We start from the raw sequence: 22,990 nt of genomic DNA, 5'->3' as shown, positions 1-22,990 counted from the left end.
GTCCCAGGGGACGCCGGTTCCTGCAGCCCCTACTGTTCGCCCACCGGGGGCTGACGGGCAAGGAACTCGGCAAACGCTGCTGACTGCTCAGGGCTCATGTACCCCTGCCGCCCGTACACCGCCTGCTGCTCCAGCCAGTCGAACCAGTCGGCGGGGCGCAGCTCGGCCACCACCATCCGGCCCCTGGTGAACGTCATACACCCGCCGTCCATGTGCACGTACTGCATGTACGGACCGTGCTCTGCCGGGCCGGGCGGCCGTTCCTCCGCCGCGTTCGGTAGGGGTATCGGCCTGCCGTGGTGCCGCTGCGCCCAGTACTCCAGGGCAGCCAGCTCCGCCGCCGGTATCAGCACGCCCACCACCTGATCGTCTTCGGTCAGGGTGACGCGCTCGCCGGTCTCTTCCACAAGGGCGACCAGGCGGCTGAAGTCGTCTGCGGCTTCCGTCCGCTCGACGCTGACCATGGAGTGGGACTCATCGGACACTGGGTTTCCTCTTCTCGATATGAACCATGGGCTTGATGATGTTCCCGGCTCGTGCGCCGGCGGGCGAGCCTGTGTCTGGAGTCCTCCATCCAGGGAGTCGACGTCCGTTCCGCCGTCCCCGCGCGCGGGTCACGTGAACGGCCTTGTCGGGCGGGGCGTTCCTCGGGGTAGGCGGCAGGGCACGCGAGGCTGCACCCCAGCAGGTACGGCCGATGGGTACCACCCCAGCGCTGGAGCTCGGCGAACGGATCGTCAGAACCGAGGCGCTGCAGGGTGGTATCACTGCGGAAATGCGGAGGCTGACCACCGGCACGCGGGACGGAGGCACCCGTGACCTGGTGCTGCGGACCTGCGTCGACCCGTTCTACGTGGCGCACGCCGAGGACTGGCTGAACAGGGAGGCCGGCGCCCTGACGCTGCCGGCGGGGACCGACGTGCCGGCTCCTGGACTGGTCGCGGTTTATCCGACCGGCGCGCATTGCGAGTATCCGATGAGGCTGGGCTTCGCGTTTGCGCCTGGGCCTGTCCCCCGGCGACGTGAACTCGGGGCACATTCGAAGGCCGCTCCGCTGGCCGGGGACGTCCGCGGCAGGCCGTCACGTAGCCGGGCACGGTGGGTTGAAGTCGGCTGTCGGCAAGTACCGTGCCCATTCGGTTCTGGTGATCCGGGGGTGCGCGCTGTCGCAGATGCGGGTGGCGACCGTGTCCGGATCGGTGTCCCACAGCCGGATCGTGAAGTCGTTGCCGCCGGTGGCCAGGGTGTGGCCGTCCGGGCTGAACGCCGCGGCCGGTACCGGGTTGGAGTGGCCGGTGAGGACGGCAGGAGCGGCCGGACCGCGCACATCCCACAGCAGGGCCTTGCCGTCCGCCGCGCCGGCGGTCAGCCGACGGCCGTCCGCGGAGAAGGCCAGTGTGTACAGCCAGGAGCCGGACGCCGGTAGCTGCGTCACCTTCGCCGGGCGGCCGATGTCGCTGACGTCGATCAGCCAGACCGTCTTGTCCGTTCGATGGACGGCGGCAAGGCTCCGGTTGTCGGGGCTGAACACACCGTTGGTCAGCGGGTCGGACCGGAACGGGGACGGCACCTCCCGGGGGCTGCGCGGATCGCTGATGTCCCAGAGCCGCAGCGAGCCGGACTCACCGCTGCTCGTCACCAGCGTGCGGCCGTCCGGCCGGAACGAAGCCATCGTGATGTTCGGCCCGCCCTCGGCGATCCGGCTCAGCGGCCGGGGTTTGCCGGGATCGGTCAGGTCCCACAGTCCGGCCACGTGTTGCGCCCACACGGCCAGGATGTGGCCGTCCGGGCCGAAGCCGGCCCCGGCGACTTCGCCGGCGTCGGGGGTGAGGGTCGATGCCAACCGCGGCCTCCGTGGATCGGTCACGTCCCAGACCCGGACAGTGGCGTCCTCGCTGGCGGTGACGAGGGTGCGCCCGTCCGGGCTGAACGCCACGGACCGGACGAACTTGGTGTGCCCGTGCAGGACCGCCAGCGGCCACAGGGCCCGGCCGCCGGCGACCTGCCACAGCCGTGCGGTGCCGTCCCAGCTACCGCTGGCGAGCACATGGCCGCCGGGGCCGAACGCCAGGGACGTGACCACGTCGTCGTGGGTCCCGAGCGACAGATCCCGCAGGTTCAGCAGCCGGTCGGAGTTGGCGAACACGCGGCCGTCAGGGCTGAATGCGGCTTGGTAGGCCCCACCGGCAAGCATGCTGACGCGCTGGGGGTTCGCCGGGTCGGCGACATCCCAGAACAGGGTGGACCCGCCGACCGAGACGAGCGTCCGGCCGTCCGGGCCGAACGCCACCGACCAGACGATCGCGGGATGGCTGCGCAGGACGGCCGGTGGCCGCGCCCGCGGGCTGCCGGTGACGTCCCAGACCCGTGCGGTGTGATCCCAGCTACCGGTCGCCATGGTTCGGCCGTCAGGGCTGAAGGCCACCGAGGTCACCGTGTCGGTGTGCCCGCGCAGCACGTCGCGCCGGAGCGGATGCGCGGGGTCGGTGACGTCCCACAGCCTGGCGGTGGTGTCGCCGGTGGTCGCCAGCGTGCGGCCGTCCGGGCCGAACGCCACCGAGGTGACCAGGTGGGTGTGGCCCGGCAGGGTGGCCAGCAGCCGCGGACGCCGGGGATCGTGCACGTTCCACAGCCGCGCCGCGCCGTCGGAGTGGCCGGTGGCGATGACGTCGCCGCCGGGCCGGAACGCCACCCACGTCGGCGCGGCCCGCTGATCCGGCAGGGTGCTCAGCTCGACAGGCGCGCGCCGGTTCGCCACGTCCCACAGCCGCACCGATCGTTCGCTCGCCGTTGCCAGGACGCGGCCGCCCTGCCCGAACGCCACCGACATCAGCCGCTCCGGCTGGTGCAGGACGGCCAACTGGACGGGGTGGTGGGCGTCCCCGACGTCCCACAGCCGGACCGTGTGGTCCCAGCTCGCGGTGGCCAGGACCGTGCTCTTCGGGGCGAAGGAGATCGAGACCACGTCCGAGGTGTGGCCGGTGATCCGGCTCGTGTACGGCGTCGCGAACGCGCTCATCAGCTGATCGCGGACGTCGTCGGTGGCTGCCAGCCGGTAGGCGGCCAGGCTCAGCTGGGCGGCGAGCGAGGGGTTGCGCTGCCGTAACTCAGTCGCCTCCGTGGCGGCCTTCCGCGCGATGGCCACATTGCGCTGCTGGATGGCGGAGTTGCGCGAGCCGACGGCCAGTACGCCCGCGGTGGCCGCGATGACGACGAGCACTGCGAGAAGTGTGACCAGCTGCCGCAGGCGGACCGTCCGCTTCCTGACGGCAGCCATCTCGCCGGCCTGGGCGTCCCGGCTCGCATCGAGGAAACGCCGTTCCCTGGACGTCAGCCGACTGCCGTCCGAGGCGGCCAGGTCCAGCGCCGCGGCCAGGCGGGCGCCCCGGTACAGGACGTGCGGGTCGCGGTCCTGCGCCTCCCAGCCGGCGGCCGTGCCGGTGAGCTGCCGGTGCAGGACCAGTCGCTCCCGGTCCTCGGTCAGCCAGCCACGCAGCCTCGGCCAGCACCGGATGATCGCCTCGTGAGTGATCTCGACGCAGTCCTCGTCCAGCGTCACCAGCCGTTGCCGGGCGAGGGATTCGAGCACGAAGGCGGTGTCGGGGCACGGGTCCAACTCGTCCCTGGTGATCCGCCGCCTGGTGTCCTCGGTGCCGTCGCCCAGCGCGGTCAGCCGGAGGAACAGCGATCTGGCGAGGTCCTGCTGCGCCGGCGACAACGCCCGGTGGGCGACCTCCGCGGTCTGCGCGAGCGCGTGCTGGATTCCGCCGGCCCTCAGGTACCCGTCCAGGGTCAGGCTGCTGCCGCTGCGTCGGCGCCAGGTCTCGACCATCGCGTGCGAGACCAGCGGCAACGCACCTGGCTGACCGGTCGCGTCCGCGACCACGGCCGCCAGCAGCGGGCCGGTCACCGTGCAGCCGGTGAGCGTGGCCGGCCGGGTGATGGCGTCGCGCAGCTCCTGGCTGCTCATCGGACCGACCGGGATCTGCGCGTCGCGCATCGCCTCGGCCAGCCGGGGGTCCTGGACGCAGTGACCGTAGAAATCGGCACGCACGCCGAGTACGACCCGCGTCCGGCTGGTCGCCGCCGTGGTGGCCGCGAGCAACAGGGCGATGAACGCGGCCTGTTCGTCCCGATCCCGGCAGAGGGTGAACACCTCCTCGAACTGGTCGACCACGATCAGCGTGTCGATGTCCGGCGTGCGGTCGACCATGGCCTGGCGGATCCGCAGGTGCAGCGCCAAGGGATCGTCCAGCAACTCGGTTACCAGCGCGCCGGGGGACTCTCCCGTCACCGCGGCCAGGCGGATCGCGCACTCCTCCACAGGATGCGGCCCCGGCGTGAACAGCATCACCGGCCACGCCGATGCCCGCGCACGGGCGACGAGCCCCGCCCGCAGCACCGAGGACTTCCCCGATCCGGACGGCCCGAAGACCGCCACGAACCGGCGGTCGTGCACCTTCGCCAGCAGCTCGCCGGTCAGCCGCTCGCGCCCGAAGAAGCGGTCGGCGTCCTCCGGCTGGAACGCCGACAGCCCGGCATACGGTGCGCTCTGCGGACCGCCGTCCCCGGGCCCGTCGCAAGGTGCGCTCGCGGCAATCTCGGCGGCGACCGCATGCCATCGCTTTTCCCATTCACGGCAGTCGCCCTGGCACGCCTCGACGTACGCCAGCGTGACACCCAGGCTCGGAAACGTGCACCCGCCCGCTGCCTCCGACAGCGTCGTGGACGAATAGTGCGCCCTTTTGGCCAGTGCCCGATAGGGCGGCCGTCCCGCCGCTTCGCGCAACTTCCGCAAGTCGGCCGCGAACCGCGTCAGCGGACCGGTGTCCGGGTCAAGCGGGCGTTCGGCACGTGGCATGAACTTCCTTTCCGCAGCTGCGATACGTGGCAATTGTCCAGGTGTTGATGTCCGGCGTCCACGTCCCGGCGCCGGACAACCCTCGAGGGCTAGACATGGGCCAGCGCAACCGCGCAATGGCTACAGGGAGGGAAGCATGAAAGCTGCGAAACAACTGCTGCTGCTGCTGGCGATCACCGCGCTCGCGGTCGGCAGTACCTTGACGGGTTCGCCGGCGTTCGCCGCGGCACCGCTGCTCAAGTCCAACCTGAACGGAAGGTGCGCCGACATCTTCATGTTCCATCAGGAGAACGGCGCCTCAACCGTCACGTGGGACTGCACTGGCAACACCAACCAGCAGTGGCGTTGGGACGGTGAGCAGATCCGCTCCGGCATGAACGGAAAGTGCCTGGAGATCTACGCGGCCCATCCGGGTGACCAGGGCTCGGTGAGCATGTGGGACTGCAACGGAGGCGCCCACCAGAAGTGGTTCCGCAACGGCAGCGAGATCCGCAGCCGGGTGAACGGAAAGTGCCTCGACATCCTGGGCGGCCGGCCTGAGAACGGTCAGCTCCTGGTGAGCTGGAGCTGCAACGGCGCGCGGAGCCAGAGCTGGGACTTCTGAATGGTGGCCCGGCCCGGCCCGGCACGCGATGTGCCGGGCCGGGCCACGGTCAGCTGGTGTGCCCGAGGCGGGAACTCCCCGGGTCGACCTGGAGATCCAGCGCCCTGCAGCCACTCCCCCACCAGATCTCCGACGGGAAGAGCGTTGAACCCCGCAGACGGCGTTCGACCCAGCAGGCAATCCGCTTGACTCCCCAAGTGAGACGGCAGGTTCAATGCGCGTATGAAGCAATCCCTGTGGGACAGACTCGCGGACGACGCACGTGCCGAGGTCGATGACCTGATCAACAGTGATCGCACCATCCAGGCGATCGTGTCCATGCGGGAGCACGCCGGCGCGCCGGTGCCCGAGATCCGTGAGTGCGTCGACCTTCTGGTCGAACGTCGCAGTGCACTGCCTGGAACAGACTGATCAGGCTTCGACGGGGTGTCAGTGGCGAGGGGAAGTGAGGGGGGTGAGGCGTGCCGACCCCCGAAATGGATGACGGCGAGTACCGGCTGGCCCGGGGGCCTCGTCGTCCGAAACAGCTGCGTCATCAGGGAAGCAGTCGCCGGTAACACCGTCTTCCTAACCTCCGGGGCGCAGCCCCACCCGCACCCCAGGAGGCCTGACATGAGCGTCGAGCCACAACTGACCACACCCGGCACCGGCCGAGCCACGTCGCAGACCGCGCCGGAGACCGCGCCGCAAACCGGTCCGGACGCCCAGCAGGCCGCCGCCGGAGAGGCCCCCACCGGAGAGGCCGCCACCGGACAGGCCGTGTCGGAGACGCTGGAGGACTACACCCTCCGGTTCGCGCCGCGCAGTTACCGCCGCTGGACGCCGATGGTGGTGGCGACCACGGCTCTGGGCGGGATCGCCTACATGGCCGACTTCTCCATCGGCGCCGGTATCGGCCTGACCCACGGCACCGGAAACGCGCTGGTCGCGATCCTCGTCGCGGCCGTGGTCATCTTCGTCACCGGCTTTCCGCTCGCCTATTACGGGGCGCGGTACAACATCGACCTGGACCTCATCACCCGCGGCTCCGGCTTCGGGTACTACGGCTCGGTCCTCACCAGCGTCATCTTCGCCAGCTTCACCTTCATCTTCTTCGCGCTGGAAGGGTCGATCATGGCCCAGGGGCTGAAGCTCGGCCTGGGGCTGCCACTGTGGCTGGGCTATCTGGTCTCCACCCTCCTGGTGATCCCACTCGTCATCTACGGAATGAAGGCACTCACCAAACTCCAGGTCTGGACGACGCCCCTGTGGCTGCTGCTGATGGTGGGGCCGCTGGTCTACCTCGTGGCCACCGACCCGGGGACGCTGGACCGTTTCGTCTCGTATGCGGGATCCGACGGCCACGGCGGCGTCAACACCGCCTCGGTGCTGCTGGGTGCGGGCGTCTGTCTGTCACTGATCGCACAGATCGGTGAGCAGATCGACTATCTGCGCTTCATGCCGCCCAAGACCGAGGCCAACAAGCGCAGTTGGTGGACGGCAGTGGTGATGGCCGGCCCCGGCTGGGTGGTGCTGGGTGCGCTGAAGCAGGCCATCGGCCTCTTCCTGGCCATCCATATCCTTGTGAAGGCCGGGCCGGCCGCGGCCACCGAACCCATCCAGCAGTTCACCGGCGCCTTCTCCGCAATGCTGCCCTCATGGCTGGTGATCCCGCTGGCCGTGGTCCTCGTCGTCATCAGCCAGATCAAGATCAATGTGACGAACGCCTACTCCGGTTCGCTGGCGTGGACCAACTCCATCACCCGGGTCACCAAGCGCTACCCGGGCCGGATGGTGTTCGTCCTGGCCAACCTGACGTTCGCGCTGATCCTGATGGAAACCGACATGTTCAGCTTCCTGAACACCATCCTGGGCTTCTACTCCAACTGCGCGATCGCCTGGGTCGTCACCATCGCCACCGACATCACGGTCAACAAGTACGTGCTGAAACTGTCCCCGCACGCACCCGAGTTCCGCCGAGGCATGCTGTACGCGGTCAACCCCGTGGGAGTGGTGGCCTTCACTGCCGCCTCCGGGCTGTCGATCGCGATGTACTTCCACGCCCTGGGCGACACACTCCAGCCGTACTCGCCGGTCGCGGCGGCCCTGATCGCCTTCGTCCTGACGCCGCTGATGGCCGTGGCCACCAAGGGCCGGTACTACCTGCGGCGCACCGGTGACGGGATCGCGGAGCCGCTGCTGGACGCGGACGGCAATCCCAGCGCGACCATCTACACCTGCCATGTCTGCCGGCAGGACTTCGAGCGCCCGGATGTGGCGGCCTGTCCTACGCACGACGCGGTGGTCTGCTCGCTGTGCCTGAGCACGGACCGGAACGGCGACCACGTGCTACCCGCGGCGAAGCGGCCCGTCACTTCTTCCCATGGGAACGCATAGGGCGCATAGGGACGCCTAGAAACGCTTAGGAACACCTACGAGTAGGGACACCTACGAGCGCAAAGGCCGGTCCGCATCCGCCTTCTGACGGCGAGCGGACCGGCCCCGGGATTCGGCCCAGGAATCAGGCCGAGAATCAGTCCAGGAATCGGACCGGAATCAGGGCAGGGATCGCGGCTCGGGCCGGAATCAGCTCCAGCGCTGGCGCTTGAGGCCGCCGTCGAACGACGCGTAAGCCTGTCCGTTGTCGTAGCCGCCGAGAGTCAGCCCAGTGGCCTTGTTCTGCAGGCGCCAGCCGAAGGAGTCCTTGCTCTCGACCCACTTCTGGTTCTTACCGCCGTTGCAGGAGCGGGCGTACACGGTGCCGTCCTGCTTGCTGTCGAGGCACCATCCGTGGTCAGCGCTCTTGAGGACGTAGGTTCCGTCGGACTGCTTCGTCTCCTGCCACTTCCTCGTCGGAGCGTTGCAGCTGCCGACGCCCACCCAGTAGCCGTTGGACACCAGGCACTTGCCGTTGCCCGTGTTCTTCCACTGCACGGTCTTGCTGGCGGCGAACGCCTGCCCCGAGCCGGCGATCATCAGCGCCGGAGCAAGGACCGCCCCGGCCGCGAACGTACCTATCAGGCGCTTCCTCATCGTGTTCCCCCTTCTAGGGTCCAATACCGGACCGCGGCGACGCGGCTAGCTCCCCTGCCGGCTCCGGCAGGTACTCGGCGGTGGTCAGCCGCCCCGCCGTGCCGAGGGGCGTACGGGCCGGGACGCTGAAGTCCCTGGCACCGCAACGCCCGCTGCTACGGGGGTAGTTACGCCTCGCATGCGTGTCCGTTACCTTTTGTGGACGTGTCCACGTAGTCATGATATCGGCCTTCAATACGCTGAAAAACGTACGAAAGACCGGCGTTACGTTACCCCGACATGATCACGCCCGGCAACGCGCTATGCCCTGGGACTGCGGTGGGTGCCATCCCCTGCGGATCGGCGCCGCTGCTGGGGCCTGGTCGACGCAGGTGCCGTACCACGCCCGCAGCCGCACTGCTGCGCCATCGAGACCGGAGATCCGCACGACGGAACACGCAGGTCTCTACCGTGATGAGCGCGTTGGCTCGGCTTGTGTCCGTGGGGGCGGTGACCTCACATCCGGGCACGTACAGGCCGCACGTGATGCTCTGGGCACCCTCGTCCGATACCGCGACCAGGCAAGTGATCCTGTTGCGGCGCGCTCCGCCTAATTCACCCTGCTCTGGAGCTTTGAACGTGTCCGGGCCGGCCGACAGGTCATCGTTCGTGATGAAGGGGCCCTGGGACCGTCATGCCGCTTCCTCGACGAGATGATCCACTGGCACGTACGAGACTGGGCACGCGACCTACCGAAAATAAAGGAGGCTCTGCACGAGGCCCTCGGTACCGTCCATGACGAGGATGCGTTGGACGGCTTCCACAGGTTGCGAGACCAGGTGCTGACCGAGCGAGAACTCGCCGAGATACGCCTGGGCCCGGGCCCGGGCTCTCAGTTGCTGGAGGGCCGGGGCTGAGGACCGCCCAGCGGCTCACTCGTACCTGCCTCGTCCTCCTGGCCGTGGAAATGCTCGATCCCGTACCAGGGCGACGGCCCGCCGAGCTGCCAGTCGAAATCACCGTGGGACGGGTCGAGCGACCGGCGTGCGGCGTTGACGAAGTTCATCTGTGCCTGAACGAGGCCGCTGTGTATGTTCCTGAGCTCCTCCAGCGCCCTGGCCCGCCCGTCGAAGACGAGGGTGAACCGTTCGATGAGATCGGCGAGGCGGGCGGCAGCCGGCCCGACGTCACGATCCGCGAGGAGACTGACGGACACCAGGGCCGCGTTGAATCGCTCCCAGCGGACCTCGGGCAGGCGATCGTCCAGGTACGCCTGTCGTAGTTCGATCTCGACTGCTGTGAACTCCTGCAGGAAGGTCTCGTACGCGGCTGTCTTCTTGTCACGTATCCACTGGCGGTCCTGGTTGCGCCGACCGACGACGGCGCCCATGTAGACACCCAAGACGGTGGCGGCGGCACCGACGGCAGTTGGTGTGAGTGCTTCCCAGAAGGCTGCCACGTTTCTCCTGTACGCGTGGGTCGCGTCGCGTGTGTCGACTTGAATTTATGGAGGTGTTGGAGCCGTTGAACCGCCCGCAAGTGCTGTCTACTTCTTGAAGCTCCTCGCCCATTTTCTGAGCTGGGCGACTCCCATCGCCAGGCTGATGAGGGCGAAGCACAGCCACATCACGGAGCCCAGGGTCGCCCCGACGCCGGTCTCCCGGAAGTTCTTGCTGCTGCCCACCCAGCCCTCGACGACGTCGAGGTTCTCGCCGGTCGGGTAGTCTTCCGCGTTCTCGAGCGTGCCCCGCCATCGGTCGCCGCCGTCCTCAGCGGGAGCAGCGAAGGTGCCACGGCACTCGTAGTCGGAGTTCTTGCCGCTGGGGTTGGTGTCGGAGCAATAGTCCACTGTGAACGTGCCGCGGGTGCCGACGAGGCCGGTAGCCTGCACACCCTGGATACCGTTGACGATGACCCCGCCGACACCGATGAGGGCGAGCGCGAATCCGATCAGGAGCCCCACGACCCGCCAACCCCATGCCGGCTTCGGTTCTCCCTGGCGGCCGTTGCCCTGCTTACGCGATATCCCACTGCTCACCCGAGCACTCTAAAGCCTCGCGGCACGGCTCTGATCACGGCGTGGTGAGGACGGCGGGGAGACCACCACCGCGTAGCCCCACACGAGCGACCCGCGGCCCATATCGGTCCGCCCACCATCGGCGCGACGCTAAGTTGGAACCACCGAACCAGACCCACCAGAGAACCACCGACAGAGAACCACCGACCAGCCCCGATCAGAGCTGCCTCGAAGGACGCCCCCGATGACCGAAGCGCCGTCCGACTACAACGCCGGTGTCGACCCCGAGCGCGCCCTCAAATTCGCCATCCAGCACATCAAGGGCGACCGGGCCCAGATCGTCGAAGGGGTCATCGAACCCGTGTCACCAACCTGGGACCACGAAGCGACCGCGGAAACCATCCGCGACCAGATCCGCGCACGTGCACGCGAGCTCGACTGCGTCACCGGCAGCGGCAACCTTGACCTCCCCGGCTCCTCCAACTGGTATATCCCCGACATCGCCGTAGTGCCGGCCGCGGCGGCGAAAGGGGCCGGTGCCCTTCTTCCGGCCGACACTCTGCTCGTCGTCGAGGTCACCAGCGAGTCCAACGCCGACACCGACCGTGTGGTGAAGCGCAAGCGGTACGCCGAGTACGGTGCGCCCCTCTACCTCCTGGTCGATCGCCAGGAACGGTCGGTCACCCTCTACTCCGAGCCCGGCGAGCTCGGCTACACCCGCGCCGAGGGCCCCCACCCCTACGGCACCACGCTCCACATCCCGGAGCCATTCGGCTTGGACCTCGACACCAGCGGACTCTGACAACCCCGGCGTGATCAGGGGGTGCTGATCCGGTTCTGCAACGCGCCCCGCCGTGGCGCCCTGATCTCGCCGTGATCGAGCGTGGTCTCCAGACGGTCAGCGGCCTCCCGGACCGCGTTCTCCGTTCGGCCGTAGATCTCCAGGTCGCCGCATTCCCACGAGTCGTGCTCGGACATCCAGACCATGGCGAGAGTCCCAGCTCCTGAAGGGCCGAACGTACTGCGCGGCCCTGCACTTCCTCGTCGGTACCGAAGGTCCGCACGCACCCGTTGAACGCGTACTCCGGCACCACACGCAGCAGCGTCATCTGCACCAGCCACTCGGTGACGGAGTGGCCGAGCAGTTCCCAGGGCCCGTCCTCCTCGTCCGGGGCGGGCCCGAGCCATACGGAGGGATCCGGCAGGTGGGCGTCGGCCGTCCGGTAGCCCCATGCGCAGCATCCTTCGTACTCGGTCATGAAGACGCGGTGCTCGCCGGCCTGCTGCGGCGGCCACGTCAGGATGGTCTCGTACAACTGGCGGTCGACGAGGAACGAGTTGACCGGCGAGGCCATCCAGGCGGTGAGCGCCTCCGGGACTCCGGTGACCGCCGGCTTCGTGTTCGCGCTCCCGACGGCACCGTCGTAGCCGAACTCCCGTTGGAGCTCCGCCACGAGTTGCCGCCGCTGCGGCCACGGAGCAGTCAGCCGCTCGGCGAATCGTCCATAGTCGATGGTCGTGGGTGAGTCAGCGACCCATGTAGACCCCGTGCCACAGCTCCGGTGCCACATACGAGAGACGCAGCTGTCAAGGGAATCCTTCGTTTTTAGACAAGGCGCTACATCGGGCAGGGCGCTGAACACGTCGTCGGTGGGCGTCGTACTACGGGCTACTTGCGCCCGGCAACATCGCACGGTCACCCCAGCCGTGAGAAGCATCGTTGTACGGGCCGTCCGGACGAGACCACGGCGATCCCAGACGGGACACCGCCGGAAGGGAACGAACGACCGTGACAACCCAGCGCACCGCCCGCCTCGCCGCCCTCCTTGTTCTGCCTGCCGCCCTGGCCCTCGTGGGTGCCGCCGCTCCGGCCACTGCTGCCGGGGAGAAGGCGTATCAGATCAACCTGGACCAGCTGAACGACTCGCAGGGCAAGGGCACGGCGTTGCTCAGTCTCAGTGGCAACAAGCTGACCGTGAAGATCGAGTCGGAGGGGCTCGTGCCGGGCCAGCCGCACGCACAGCACATCCACGGCTCCACCGATGGGCACGACTTCCAGTGCCCGGACGAGAGCGCCGACACGGACGGCGACGGGATCATCAACAACACCGAGGCCACGGTGCATTACGGCGATATCAACATCTCGCTCACCACCGATGGCGACACCAGCGCGGAGAGCGGGCTAGCCGTCGACCGCATGCCCAAGGCGGACGCCCAGGGGAAACTCTCCTACGAGCGGACCATCCCCGTGTCCCAGGACGTGGTCGATCACATCAAGGACCTTCATGTGGTGCAGCACGGTATCGACCCGAACGGCAACAAGAAGTACGACTTCGGCGTGGGGAAGAGCGAGCTCGACCCGACGTTGCCTCAGGAGGCCACCGCGCCCGCGGTCTGCGGGATTGTCGAGGGGGCGGCGGTCGGATCCGTTCCGGTGGGTGGCGTGGAGACGGGTGGCGGAACGGCCGCGAGCGACGAGGTGCCCGGGGCCCTGGTGGCCACCGGCGCGCTTGCCGTCGTAGCGACCGCCGGGGCGGTGCTGCTGGGCCGCAGGAAGCGCTCGGCCGCCGGTGTCGAGGCGGCCGGACGGAGCGCCGCGTGAGGGCCCGGATCAAGCGCGTAGCCGGATGCTTTGCCGCCGCCGCGGCGTTGGTGCTGGTCAGCGGATGCGGAGGCCAGGAGTCGGCGTCGCAGGCAGCGCCCGTCGAGCAGCCGCCCGCGCAGGGAGCCCAGGGCGCCCCCGGAACGGGAACGGGAACGGGAGCTGAGAGTGGTCAGGGCGGTGGGCGGGAGACGGGGGGTTCGCAGGGAGCGGCGCCACAGAAGATCTCCGTTCCGTCGCTCGACATCTCTTCCAGCCTGGTGCCCCTGGGTCGGAAGAAGGACGGCGCGATGGAGACGCCCGCCGACCCCGGGAAGGCGGGCTGGTACACGCCCGGCCCGGCGCCCGGCGAGAAGGGCCCGGCCGTCATCGCGGGTCATGTCAGCTGGAACGGGAAACCGGCGGTGTTCCATAGGCTGTCCTCGTTGAAGGCCGGTGACGCGATCGAGGTCGCGCGGACGGACGGGAAGTCCCAGAAGTTCACCGTCAGCCGTGTCGCCCAGTACCCGAAGAACAAGTTTCCCACCATCGAGGTGTACAAGAACGTCGACTACGCGGGCCTGCGTCTGATCACCTGCGGTGGTCAGTACGACGCATCGCAGCACTACTACCCGGACAATGTGGTGGTGTTCGCCAAGCTGGCCGGGGCGGCGGAATAGCATCGCCCGCCGCTGCTGGGGCCGGCTGCTGAAGCCGGCCCCAGCAGCGGCAGCCGCGCTCTGCGCTCTGCGCTCAATGGGTGTTGTTGTCCCAGCTGAATGGGTGTTCTTGTGCCAGCTCAACGGGTGTTCCTGTGCCACGTCCGCCGGGCGCGTTTCGCGGCGTGGCGTCGACCGGCCTCAGGGTGGGCGACGTGCCGGTGAGCACGCCGGCATGAGGCCGGGTCGTCGGCCGGTTCCGCCGACCGTCGTTGCCGACCGCCGTTGGAGGGTTCGTGCCGCTTCCTGCTGCCATCCGTTCACGTTCCAGGACACCACGGGCGATGCGCGTCGCGGCCACCGCGTTGACCGTCGTGGCCCTCATGGCAAGTGGTCCGGCTGCACCCTCGGCCGTCCCGGTGGCTTGGCCCGGCGGGTCCGGACCGCTGACCTGGCATGTCTGTCCCCCCACCAAGTCGGTCCCCCATGACTCGCCCCTGCGCTGCGCCTCCGTCCAGGTGCCGGTGGACTACGCCCGTCCCGAAGGCCCGCGGGTCAAACTGACGGTCTCCCGTCTCCGGGCGTCCGACCCGCGGCATCGGCGCGGCGTACTGCTGCTCAATCCCGGTGGCCCCGGCGGACCGGGGGTGGCGATGCCTGTGTGGTGGAGCGCGACGGTGCCCGCTTCCGTTCGGGCTCACTACGACCTGATCGGCTTCGACACCCGAGGGCTGGCCGCCAGTTCGGGTGTCTCGTGCCATCTCTCGGTCCACCAGTTGGACAATCTGCCGCTGGCTCCGCCGCTGTACGGCAAGCCGTTCTCCGCCACCGCCGAACTGCAGCGGAGCGTCGGCCGGTCGTGCGCCCGGCACGCCGGACCGCTGGTACCGACGATGTACACGAAGAACAACGCCCGCGACATGGACCGCATCCGGGCGGCGCTGAAAGAGCGGCGGATCTCCTACTACGGGGTCTCCTACGGGAGCTATCTGGGCGCCGTCTACGCGCAGATGTTCCCGCGTCGCACCGAGCGGTTGATCCTCGACAGTGTGGTGGACACCTCCGCCACGTGGCGGCGACGCTTCCGGCTCCTCGGCCTGGGATCCGAGCAGCGCTACCCGGACTTCACCCACTACCTCGCCACGCATGACGCCACGTACCACCTGGGCCGGGACACCGGGCGAGTGGGACGGATCCTGTTCACTCTCATTCACCGGCTCGACCGGCACCCGGTCGTCGTCGGCCGGCACAAGGTGAGCGGCACGGTGCTGCGTCAACTCACCTTGCAGGGGCTGTACTCGGACAGCGACTTCCGCAATCTGGCACTGCTCTGGCAGTTCCTGGCCCATGCGCCCGGCGCACCGTCCGCCGAGCGGGTCAGAACTCCGCTGGACGCGCTGTACGCCAAGGCGCTGGATCCCGTGTTCAACCAGCTCGTCCAGCCCAGCGCGGCGGCCACCATGTGCCAGGACGACCGAAGCTGGCCGCGCAGCGTGGCTCCGTATCGGCGCTCGCTACGCGAAGACTCCCGGCGCTATCCGGTGAGCGGGCCCATGAGCAGCGACATCTTCCCGTGCGCCTTCTGGCCCTACCGGCCCCGCGAAGCGCCGGCGAAGATCACGGGCCGCGGGCCGCGCAACATTCTGCTGCTGCAGAACCTCCGCGACCCGGCCACGCCGTACATCGGGGCTCAGGCCACGCGCCGTGCCCTCGGCCGCCGAGCCGCGCTGGCCGGCGTGGAGCAGGGCGGGCACGGCGTCTACGGCTTCACCCCGAACCGCTGCGCGAGCGCCGTCGCCACCGCCTGGCTGGTCGACGGCGCACTCCCCCGTCGCGACATCCGCTGCCCCGGCACCCGCTGACCGGCGGTCCGAACCCGCCGGCAGGGTGTGAGTCCCTGGAATCGGCCCGCACTCGCCCTCGACACCGTCGTTTAGTGTCCGTTGATCTCCGGCAGGAAGGATCACTCTCACAAGGTCGCACCACCAGCCATGAGGGGGAAACACCTATGGGTGTCGTGAAGTTCGTCCGGCTCGAATGCGTCAAGCAGGAGGACTGGAATGGTGAGGACGACATCTACATCACGATCAATGGTGACCAGGTCTACTCGACCAGCATCAGCGAGGACGACAACAAGCGCGACATCGACCAGACCTTCACGTACCAGGGCGACGTCGCGACCGTCCGCATGTATGAGTACGACAGCACCGATGACGACGACCTCCTCGGCGAGCAGATCGTGCTCGGCGACTACGGCGAGATGAAGTTCACCGAGGACGACGCCTACTACACACTCTCCTACCGGGTGATCGAACGGTAGCCGCGGGCGGGGCCGCGCGGTTGGTGCGGGCGGCATCCGGCTTGTAACGCCGGACCGACCTAAACCGGTCGGCCGCGCGCCGGCCGCGCCCCCGTCGAGCACGGCTTCGCGCACCTGAAGACCTGGCGCATCCTCACCGAACTCCGCACGAGCCCCGCCCGCGCCACCAACCTGCTCCGCGCCCTGCTCGTCCTGACGACCCTCGAACTCGACCGCTGACAGACGGTCAAGACCGAAGACAGCCGCCCACGACCAGCACGAGCACGAGCACCCACGAACCCCGCCACACCAGCAGCCGCACCAGCTAAAACCAAGATGGTGGACCTTCAGTGAAGATCCGACTGGATCTCGGTCAGTCGATGCCTTCGACTATGCGGAAGTCGCGCTCGACGCCGTCGGAGAGGGCGGCCAGCGCCTCCTGGTAGGCCGCACTCTCGCGCGCCGCGACGGCCTGCTCGAAGCTGTCGAACTCGACCAGGACGGTGCGCTCGGCGATTCCGGCGTCATACGCCACGACCCGACCGCCACGGACGAGGGTCCGACCGCCCATGGGCCCGACGGCCAGACTGGCCAGCTTGTTGTAAGCAGCCAGCTTCTCAGGGTCTGAAATGGTGCGGTAGACGCTGACCCAGTAGCCCTTGGGCATGGAACCTCCAGTGTTGGGATGAGTGCATCTGACTTACGGGTTGGTCTCGGACGGGCGTCGGCGGGCGAGAGCGAGGCTTGTCAGCGTCGCGATCGCCATGGCGCCGATGCCGACCAGCGCCGCGGTGGTGTAGGCGCTGTCGTCGGGCAAGAGGTGGCCGGGGCCGGTGCCCGCGGCGAGGATCAGGCCGCCGATGGCGCTGCCCAGGGAGTACCCGACGCTGCGGACGACGTAGTTGAAGCTCATGGCGCTCGACGTCTCGCTCTTGGGGGTGACGGCCAGGATGACGCCGGGCATCGCGGCCGAGAAGCCGCCGACGCCGAAGCCGAGCACGCCCATCGCCGCGAACAGTTCGGCCAGGTCCGACCGGGCCGCCGCGAACAGGGCGAACCCGCCGCCGACCACGACGGCGCTGCCGGCCAGGAGCAGGGGGTCGGCGATCCGCGTCCGGATCCGCGGCGTGAGCTTGCCGGCGACGAACCCAAGGACCGAGAACGGGATGAGGACCAGCCCGGCGACGAAGGTCGTCAGCCCGAAGCCGTAGCCGGCGCCGTGCGGCGTCTGCGCGTACCGGGTGATGAGCGTGAGCAGGAGGTACATGCCGATCCCGGCGACGAACATGGCGAGGTTCGCCCCGGCGACCGCCGGGTGCCGCACCGCCCGCACATCGACCAGGGGCGTCGTACTGCGCAGCTCGATGACGGCCCAGACGCAGAGCAGCACCACCGCGACGACGGCGAGGCCCGCCGCCACGACGAGGTGCCGGCTCCACAGATTCCGTTCGCCGGCGAGAAACAGCACCAGGAGCAGCGCAGCGGCCAGGACGACCGCGCCCGCCACGTCCACGTGGGCGGAGCGGCCTTCGGGAGCTTCGGGCATGGAGCGCCACGCGGTCAGGAGGGCGGCGGCGGTGACGACCAGGCCGAGGCCGTAGGCGGCCCGTACCCCGCCGAGCTCGGCGAGCAGTGCGGCCAGCGGGTAGCCGACGCCGGCCCCGATGACCGAGACCACCGAGATCAGGGCGATCACGGCCGCGCTGCGCTCCTCGGGGAGGTGGTCCCGGGCCACGCCCATCATCAGCGCCGTCAGCCCGAGCCCGACGCCCTGGGCCGCCCTGCCGGCCAGCAGCCACGCGAACGGCAGCGGCAGCACGGTGAGCGCGCTGCCGGCGACGACGACCGCCAGCGTGGCGAGGATCGTGGCCCGCCGGTGCGGGCCGGCTCCGAGCCGGCCCAGGACCGGCGTGGCGACGGCGCCGCTGAGCAGCGCGACGGTCAGCGTCCACTGCGCGCTGCCGAGCGAGACGTGGAACGAGGTCGCCACGCTGGTGATGAGCGGCGTCCCGAGGCTGGCGACCGCCGCCACGACCAGAGCGATGAACATCAGGGCGGGGACCAGCAGCCGCGCCTCGGAGCGCGCCACCGCGAACGCCTTCACCGCGACCCCGCCGACCGGCTGCCCGGTCACTGCTTCGGCCCTTCGCGGTCCTGGCTTTCGAGCTCGGCCAGATGCTTCAGCGCCGGAAGGGCCGCCACCAGCGCCTCGACCTCGTCGCCGGTGAGCTCGCCGATCAACCGCTCGAACGCGTGGACGCCCGCCTGGCGCCGCGTCCGGACATAGGACGCGCCGGCCTCGGTCAGGCACACCAGCGTGACCCGCTTGTCGGACGCGTCGCCCCGCCGCTCGACCAGGCCGGACTCCTCCATCACCCGGACCAGGGCGGTCATCGCGGGCTGGGTGACGCCCTCGACCGCGGCCAGATCGGTGATGCGCCGCGGGCCGGTCCGGTCAAGGGTGGCCAGGGTGGCGGCGGACGTCAGGCTCATGTCCCGGGGCAGGCGTCTCGCGGCCCTGGTGGCCAGGCCGTAGAGGGCTGCCCCGATGGCGGCGGACGCGCCAGAAGCGGTGTCTTGACGACTCATGCTCGAAGCATAGCATTTTTATATTCATACTTTATGGAAATGGCCGACTGGCGCGGGCGGCCTCGACCGCTGGGAGCCGGTGACGGGGATGAGGGTGCCGTCGATCAGCACGGCCGGACTTGAGGGGAGTGGACTGTCAGTGCCCGGCGCCAGCATGCTCACCTGGGTCGTGCCCCAGATCCTCCGTCACGGGCAGGCACTCGGCGAGCAGGTCGACGACGTCGCGCCAGGCTCGCTGCGCGTGCCGTGGGTGGTAGCCGACGCCGGGGACCGCGGGGTGGTCGACCGGCGGGTGGTGGAAGGCGTGCAAGGCGCCGCCGTAGACGGTGAGGCGCCAGTCGACGCCCGCGGCCTGCATCTCGGTGGTGAACGCGTCCCGTTGCGCGGGCGGCATGATCGGGTCTTCCGACCCGACCCCGGCCCACACCGGGCAGCGAATGCGCGCCGCCTCGCCCGGTCGGCCCGTGGTCAGTGCGTTGACTGTCCCGATCGCACGCAGGCTGACGCCGCCGCGCCCGAGTTCCAGCCCGACGGCGCCCCCGGTGCCGTAGCCGACGGCGGCGATCCGGTCGGGGTCGGTCCGCGGTTCGGTGCGCAACACGTCGAGCGCCGCATGCCCGATGCCCCGCATCCGGTCGGGATCAGCGAGCAGCGGCAGGCAACGGGCCAGCATCTCCTCGGGGTCGCCCAAATAGCGCCCGCCGTGAAGGTCGAAGGCCAGCGCTATATATCCCAGTTCGGCGAGAGCATCGGCCCGGCGGCGCTCGACGTCGCTGAGCCCCATGCCCTCTGGTCCTAGCAGCACCGCGGGCCGGCGGTCGACACCGGCCGGGAGCGCGAGGTGCCCGATCATCGTCAAACCGTCGGCCGGATACTCGACCGTACGCGTCGTAATCGTCGTAATCGTCGTCATGAGACTGGACTGTAGTGATCGTCGAGCCCGGTCCGGCCGGTGTTCTGCCGCTGGCAGAACAGCGCGGGTATCCCTCGGAAATACGGCGAGGGCTCACGAGGCTCGACCCGCTTGGTCGGCCGGGGTGATCGACGTGCTGCCTCCTCGTCAGCAGACTGAGGCCACTTCATCCTGGATGGTGGCGTCTCTGGGGCGCGCGGCGGCCGCAAGCACTTGATCGGCCGGCGGTGAAGCTGCCGCGCGGCCCAGCGTGTTGATTCACCGAGCAGTCGACAACGTAGTCCCGGTCACTCCGGTTCGAAGGCTCGCAGGGTGTCGTCGCCGTCGGTCCACAAGACCCCGAGTCGCTGCCGGGCCAAGAGCCAGCCGTCCCCGTTCCGGCGGAACTCCCAGTCGTAGGGGCCGCCCATGGAGTAGGGGGCGGAGGTTCTCCCGGGAGCGGTGACGGCGACGAACCACATGTATCCGATCCCGGTTGCCCGGTCGCCCGCCACGTCTACGTGCATGTTGAGGATGTGGTGCTGGATGCTCGTGTAAGGCGACTCGGCCTCCTCCACCTTCGCGCGAATGGCCTCCTTTCCCTGGGTTCGCTGCCAGGGCCCGAACTCCAGCACGGCGTCTTCGGCCCAGCAGGCGGACCAGGTCCGCCAGTCCTTGCGGTCCAGTGCCCGCCAGCCGCGGATCATGAGGGCGTGCAGGGCGTCCCGGTCCTCCAGGTCCCGCACTCTGCGCGTCAGGTCGTCGAGGGCGGGCGTGTGCAGCATTCCGGTTCCTTCCGTCACTGGGCGCTCGCTGCAGGTCGTACGACGATCTCGTTGACGTCGACGTGCGGCGGCTGGGAGATCGCGTAGGCGACGGCGTCCGCGATCGCGGAGGCCGGCAGGGCCACGGCGCGGTAGGTCCGCATGGCCGCCCGGGCGGCCGGGTCCGCGACGCTGTCGGCGAGTTCGGACTCCGTGACGCCCGGCGAGACCAGCGTGACCCGGACGTCACCGGCGGACTCCTGACGCAGGCCTTCGGAGATCGCACGGACCGCGAACTTGGTGGCGCAGTAGACGGCGGCGGTGGGAGAGACCTCGTGCGCGCCGACGGAGGCGATGTTCACGATGTGCCCGCCGCCTTGCGCGCGCATCACGGGCAAGGCTGCGGAGATGCCGTGCAGGACACCCCGCATGTTCACGTCGATCATGCGGTTCCACTCCTCCGTCCTGAGCGCCTCCAGCGGCGACAGCGGCATCACCCCGGCGTTGTTGACCATCACGTCCACGCGGCCGTAGCGCTCTGTGGCCGCTGCCACGAAGTCCTGGACGTCGGCGGCCTCGGTGACGTCCAGGCGCTGGGTCGCCGCCGTGCCGCCCGTGGCGGTGATCTCCGTGACGAGTTGGTCCAGGCGATCGGTGCGCCGTGCTCCCAGGAACAGGCGGTGGCCGTCGGCGGCGAGCCGGCGGGCGGTCGCCTCGCCGATCCCACTGCTGGCACCGGTGATCGCTACGACCTTGACTGTCTGGTCCGGCATGACTGCCCCTTATCTCTTGGTAGGGCACCGAGTCTGGGCGAGGTGTTGCACACGGCCCAGGCCGTGTGCTGCCTGGGTGCGCTACACCCAGGCAGCACACCGGTCCCGCGGCCTAGCCTGGGCACATGACCGACAACCAGCTGGGTGAGTTCCTGCGGGCGCGCCGTGCGGCCGTGCGGCCAGACGAGGTCGGGATGCCGAGCCATGGCGTGCGGAGGGTCGCCGGGCTGCGCCGCGAAGAGGTCGCCGTACTGGCAGGGGTGAACGCGGACTACTACACCCGGCTGGAACAGGGCCGCGAACGCCACCCGTCCGCGCAGGTGGTGGATGCGCTCAGCCGCGCGCTGCTGCTGGGCACAGACGCCCAGGCACACCTTCACCAACTGTCCGGAACCGCACCGTCCCAGCGGCCGGTCGCCGCCACCGACCAGGTCGCCCCCGCCCTGCGCGTCCTGCTGGACGGCTACCCCAGCACTCCGGCGTTCGTCATCAACCCGACCCTGGACATCCTGGCCGCCAACGCCCTGACCGAGGCGCTGTACTCCCCCTTCGAACCGACGGACAACCTGGCCCGCATGGTCTTCCTCGACCCGGCAGGTCGGCCGTTCCACCCCCGATGGGACCGGACAGCCGAGATGGTAGTGGGGCACCTGCGCCAGGCGTCCGGCGTCGATCCCGGCAGTCCACGCCTACGAGTTCTCGTAGGCGAACTCAGCACGCGCAGCACGGACTTCGCCCGGCTGTGGAACACCCACGCCGTGCGCGGCAAGACCCGGGAAAACAAGCACTTCCACCACCCGGACGTCGGTGGCCTGACCCTCACCCACCACGCATTCGACGTGCGGGACGCCCCCGGCCAGCAGTTGATCATCTACCACGCCGAACACGGCAGCCCCAGCGCCGAGGCACTCAGCCTGCTCGGCTCCGTGCACGCCACAACGAACCGCGCCTCTCGGTCCGCCGGGTGACAGCCTGTGCGTGGCACGGTGAGCACAACGGATCTACGGACCTCACGCCGGACGTAAACCGCGGCGCCGCCGCATGATCGGGGCTGAACGTGCCTTACATGCCCAACTGGCTTGCGCGCCTTTCACCTGCAAGTTTGCGCGATAGCCCTAGATAACGAGCGACGCCCTGGGGAAAGGGTGGAGTTCGGCCAGATGACCGCCTGGTCGAGCGCGCTGTTTCGCGCACCCGACCAGGTCCTACCTCGGTGACAGATACGGGCGGGTGATCAGCTCAATCGCATGACCGGCGGGGTCTTTGAAGTACACGCCTCGACCGCCGTACCCGTTGTTGATCTCGCCTGGGCCCCGCCCGCTGAGGAGCGCTCATGCGGTCGTGGATACCCGTGCAGATCGAGGCGTTCACCTCGGTGCGGATCTTCGAGGCCATCTTGTCGAAGGTCGAGAACCCGGGCAGCTCCAGCCCGGCATCCACCACCTTCTCCAGCGCGATGTTGATCAGATCCGCCGGGCGGTTCTTCGCCGCGGCTTCCTTGCGGATCGACTGTTCGACGATCTGCCGGGCCTTGGCCTGGTCGTACGTCACGCCGGCCTGCTTGCGGACCAGGCCCCGGTGGTGCTTGGCGGTCCGCTCCGCCCGGTACACCGGCAGCGTGCCCTCCGGCAGCGCCACCGCGCGCCGGACGAAGTCCACCACCATCTCCGGGACGTCCTCCAGTGCGGGGAAACACCCCATACGCCGGTACGACTTCAGCATCAGCAGCAGCGCCAGCAGATGCTCATCGCAGTCCGTGGCATCGGCCGCCCACTCCAGCGCATCACGGCTCGGGGAGAAGAACAGATGCAGCTCATGCGCGGTGATCAGCCGCTTGAACCACGGATACCCGGTCCGTTCGATCGATGTCACAACCCACCCCAGGCCAGATGACGCTCAACATCACCACCAACGACACTGAACTGAGCCGAATGGGTGACGGCCGACGGGCGCTCAGGGC

22 protein-coding genes and 3 pseudogenes are annotated in these 22,990 nt (G+C 69.1%); 11 read left to right on the top strand and 14 right to left on the bottom strand.

Translation table 11 applies throughout. The features are described 5' to 3' along the window. Nucleotides 1-29: 29 nt before the first annotated feature. Complete coding sequence (locus tag FCH28_RS30175; RefSeq protein ID WP_246103359.1) at nucleotides 30-485, bottom strand: type II toxin-antitoxin system Phd/YefM family antitoxin; 456 nt, start codon at nucleotides 483-485, stop codon at nucleotides 30-32. Between the two features lie 212 nt (nucleotides 486-697). Here FCH28_RS30175 and FCH28_RS39460 point away from each other — a divergent pair. Continuing rightward, a pseudogene (locus FCH28_RS39460) lies at nucleotides 698-985 on the top strand (aminoglycoside phosphotransferase family protein); the annotation flags it as partial. Between the two features lie 96 nt (nucleotides 986-1,081). Here FCH28_RS39460 and FCH28_RS30165 read toward each other — a convergent pair. After that, on the bottom strand, nucleotides 1,082-4,861 hold the full coding sequence (locus tag FCH28_RS30165; RefSeq protein WP_136743352.1) for an nSTAND1 domain-containing NTPase: 3,780 nt from the start codon (nucleotides 4,859-4,861) through the stop codon (nucleotides 1,082-1,084). A gap of 136 nt (nucleotides 4,862-4,997) precedes the next feature. On the opposite strand from FCH28_RS30165, the gene FCH28_RS30160 reads away from it, so the two are divergent. The 3 genes from FCH28_RS30160 to FCH28_RS30150 all read left to right on the top strand — a co-directional run bounded on the left by FCH28_RS30160 (nucleotide 4,998) and on the right by FCH28_RS30150 (nucleotide 7,841). Beyond that, a complete protein-coding gene (locus tag FCH28_RS30160; protein ID WP_169314290.1) occupies nucleotides 4,998-5,465 on the top strand; it encodes an RICIN domain-containing protein in 468 nt (155 codons plus the stop codon). A 222-nt stretch (nucleotides 5,466-5,687) separates the two neighbouring features. Continuing rightward, entirely contained in the window at nucleotides 5,688-5,876 is a 189-nt protein-coding gene (locus FCH28_RS30155; RefSeq protein WP_136743350.1) for a hypothetical protein, read from the top strand. Nucleotides 5,877-6,077: 201 nt separating this feature from the next. Further along, the gene (locus tag FCH28_RS30150; RefSeq protein WP_246103357.1) at nucleotides 6,078-7,841 is read left to right on the top strand and encodes a purine-cytosine permease family protein; all 1,764 of its coding nucleotides are present in this window, start codon (nucleotides 6,078-6,080) and stop codon (nucleotides 7,839-7,841) included. Between the two features lie 189 nt (nucleotides 7,842-8,030). Here FCH28_RS30150 and FCH28_RS30145 read toward each other — a convergent pair whose 3' ends face one another. The 3 genes from FCH28_RS30145 to FCH28_RS30135 form a co-directional block, all read right to left on the bottom strand. Further along, complete coding sequence (locus FCH28_RS30145; protein WP_136743349.1) at nucleotides 8,031-8,477, bottom strand: RICIN domain-containing protein; 447 nt, start codon at nucleotides 8,475-8,477, stop codon at nucleotides 8,031-8,033. An 871-nt stretch (nucleotides 8,478-9,348) separates the two neighbouring features. Continuing rightward, entirely contained in the window at nucleotides 9,349-9,915 is a 567-nt protein-coding gene (locus tag FCH28_RS30140; protein WP_136743348.1) for a hypothetical protein, read from the bottom strand. A gap of 87 nt (nucleotides 9,916-10,002) precedes the next feature. Next, nucleotides 10,003-10,494: a hypothetical protein gene (locus FCH28_RS30135; protein ID WP_136743347.1), complete on the bottom strand. Its 492-nt coding sequence runs from the start codon at nucleotides 10,492-10,494 to the stop codon at nucleotides 10,003-10,005. A gap of 223 nt (nucleotides 10,495-10,717) precedes the next feature. Here FCH28_RS30135 and FCH28_RS30130 point away from each other — a divergent pair, with 223 nt between their 5' ends. Beyond that, nucleotides 10,718-11,275 carry a Uma2 family endonuclease gene (locus FCH28_RS30130; protein WP_136743346.1) on the top strand — a complete coding sequence of 186 codons (558 nt, stop codon included), beginning with the start codon at nucleotides 10,718-10,720 and terminating at the stop codon, nucleotides 11,273-11,275. A gap of 14 nt (nucleotides 11,276-11,289) precedes the next feature. Here the strand turns inward: FCH28_RS30130 and FCH28_RS38345 are convergent, their stop codons facing one another. Further along, a complete protein-coding gene (locus FCH28_RS38345) occupies nucleotides 11,290-11,451 on the bottom strand; it encodes a hypothetical protein (RefSeq protein ID WP_169314289.1) in 162 nt (53 codons plus the stop codon). A 279-nt stretch (nucleotides 11,452-11,730) separates the two neighbouring features. Here FCH28_RS38345 and FCH28_RS38340 point away from each other — a divergent pair, with 279 nt between their 5' ends. The 5 genes from FCH28_RS38340 (at nucleotide 11,731) to FCH28_RS30110 (ending at nucleotide 16,033) form a co-directional block, all read left to right on the top strand. After that, on the top strand, nucleotides 11,731-11,901 hold the full coding sequence (locus tag FCH28_RS38340; protein WP_169314288.1) for a hypothetical protein: 171 nt from the start codon (nucleotides 11,731-11,733) through the stop codon (nucleotides 11,899-11,901). A 361-nt stretch (nucleotides 11,902-12,262) separates the two neighbouring features. Then, the gene (locus FCH28_RS30125; protein WP_136743345.1) at nucleotides 12,263-13,075 is read left to right on the top strand and encodes a hypothetical protein; all 813 of its coding nucleotides are present in this window, start codon (nucleotides 12,263-12,265) and stop codon (nucleotides 13,073-13,075) included. Further along, complete coding sequence (locus tag FCH28_RS30120) at nucleotides 13,072-13,734, top strand: class F sortase (RefSeq protein WP_136743344.1); 663 nt, start codon at nucleotides 13,072-13,074, stop codon at nucleotides 13,732-13,734. The genes FCH28_RS30125 and FCH28_RS30120 overlap by 4 nt, the downstream gene beginning before the upstream one ends. 323 nt (nucleotides 13,735-14,057) lie before the next feature. Beyond that, nucleotides 14,058-15,575 carry an alpha/beta hydrolase gene (locus FCH28_RS30115; RefSeq protein WP_136743343.1) on the top strand — a complete coding sequence of 506 codons (1,518 nt, stop codon included), beginning with the start codon at nucleotides 14,058-14,060 and terminating at the stop codon, nucleotides 15,573-15,575. A gap of 146 nt (nucleotides 15,576-15,721) precedes the next feature. Next, nucleotides 15,722-16,033, top strand: a complete 312-nt coding sequence (locus FCH28_RS30110; protein ID WP_136743342.1) for a hypothetical protein — start codon at nucleotides 15,722-15,724, stop codon at nucleotides 16,031-16,033. Between the two features lie 352 nt (nucleotides 16,034-16,385). Here the strand turns inward: FCH28_RS30110 and FCH28_RS30100 are convergent, their stop codons facing one another. The 6 genes from FCH28_RS30100 to FCH28_RS30075 all read right to left on the bottom strand — a co-directional run bounded on the left by FCH28_RS30100 (nucleotide 16,386) and on the right by FCH28_RS30075 (nucleotide 21,030). Continuing rightward, entirely contained in the window at nucleotides 16,386-16,679 is a 294-nt protein-coding gene (locus FCH28_RS30100; RefSeq protein ID WP_136743341.1) for a DUF1330 domain-containing protein, read from the bottom strand. Between the two features lie 33 nt (nucleotides 16,680-16,712). Then, the gene (locus tag FCH28_RS30095) at nucleotides 16,713-18,146 is read right to left on the bottom strand and encodes an MFS transporter (RefSeq protein ID WP_136743340.1); all 1,434 of its coding nucleotides are present in this window, start codon (nucleotides 18,144-18,146) and stop codon (nucleotides 16,713-16,715) included. Next, on the bottom strand, nucleotides 18,143-18,505 hold the full coding sequence (locus tag FCH28_RS30090) for a MarR family winged helix-turn-helix transcriptional regulator (protein ID WP_014173936.1): 363 nt from the start codon (nucleotides 18,503-18,505) through the stop codon (nucleotides 18,143-18,145). The genes FCH28_RS30095 and FCH28_RS30090 overlap by 4 nt, the downstream gene beginning before the upstream one ends. Before the next feature lie 232 nt (nucleotides 18,506-18,737). Beyond that, a complete protein-coding gene (locus FCH28_RS30085) occupies nucleotides 18,738-19,505 on the bottom strand; it encodes a dienelactone hydrolase family protein (protein WP_136743436.1) in 768 nt (255 codons plus the stop codon). 296 nt (nucleotides 19,506-19,801) lie between these two features. Further along, nucleotides 19,802-20,278, bottom strand: a complete 477-nt coding sequence (locus tag FCH28_RS30080; RefSeq protein WP_136743339.1) for a nuclear transport factor 2 family protein — start codon at nucleotides 20,276-20,278, stop codon at nucleotides 19,802-19,804. 14 nt (nucleotides 20,279-20,292) lie between these two features. After that, the gene (locus tag FCH28_RS30075; RefSeq protein ID WP_136743338.1) at nucleotides 20,293-21,030 is read right to left on the bottom strand and encodes an SDR family oxidoreductase; all 738 of its coding nucleotides are present in this window, start codon (nucleotides 21,028-21,030) and stop codon (nucleotides 20,293-20,295) included. Nucleotides 21,031-21,155: 125 nt separating this feature from the next. Between FCH28_RS30075 and FCH28_RS30070 the strand changes: the two genes are divergently transcribed. Beyond that, nucleotides 21,156-21,998, top strand: coding sequence for a helix-turn-helix transcriptional regulator (locus tag FCH28_RS30070; RefSeq protein WP_136743337.1), 843 nt, complete (start codon nucleotides 21,156-21,158; stop codon nucleotides 21,996-21,998). A 237-nt stretch (nucleotides 21,999-22,235) separates the two neighbouring features. Here the strand turns inward: FCH28_RS30070 and FCH28_RS40140 are convergent. Both FCH28_RS40140 and FCH28_RS30065 read right to left on the bottom strand, forming a co-directional pair. Continuing rightward, a pseudogene (locus FCH28_RS40140) lies at nucleotides 22,236-22,346 on the bottom strand (VOC family protein); the annotation flags it as partial. A gap of 79 nt (nucleotides 22,347-22,425) precedes the next feature. Further along, nucleotides 22,426-22,902 (bottom strand): annotated as a pseudogene (locus FCH28_RS30065) (DUF4158 domain-containing protein); the annotation flags it as partial. Between the last annotated feature and the right edge of the window lie 88 nt (nucleotides 22,903-22,990).

The organism is Streptomyces piniterrae, assembly GCF_005048155.1.
Lineage (GTDB): Bacteria > Actinomycetota > Actinomycetes > Streptomycetales > Streptomycetaceae > Streptomyces > Streptomyces piniterrae.
The sequence above is the reverse complement of the archived record's forward strand: the minus strand, read 5'-3'. Positions and strand labels throughout refer to the sequence as shown.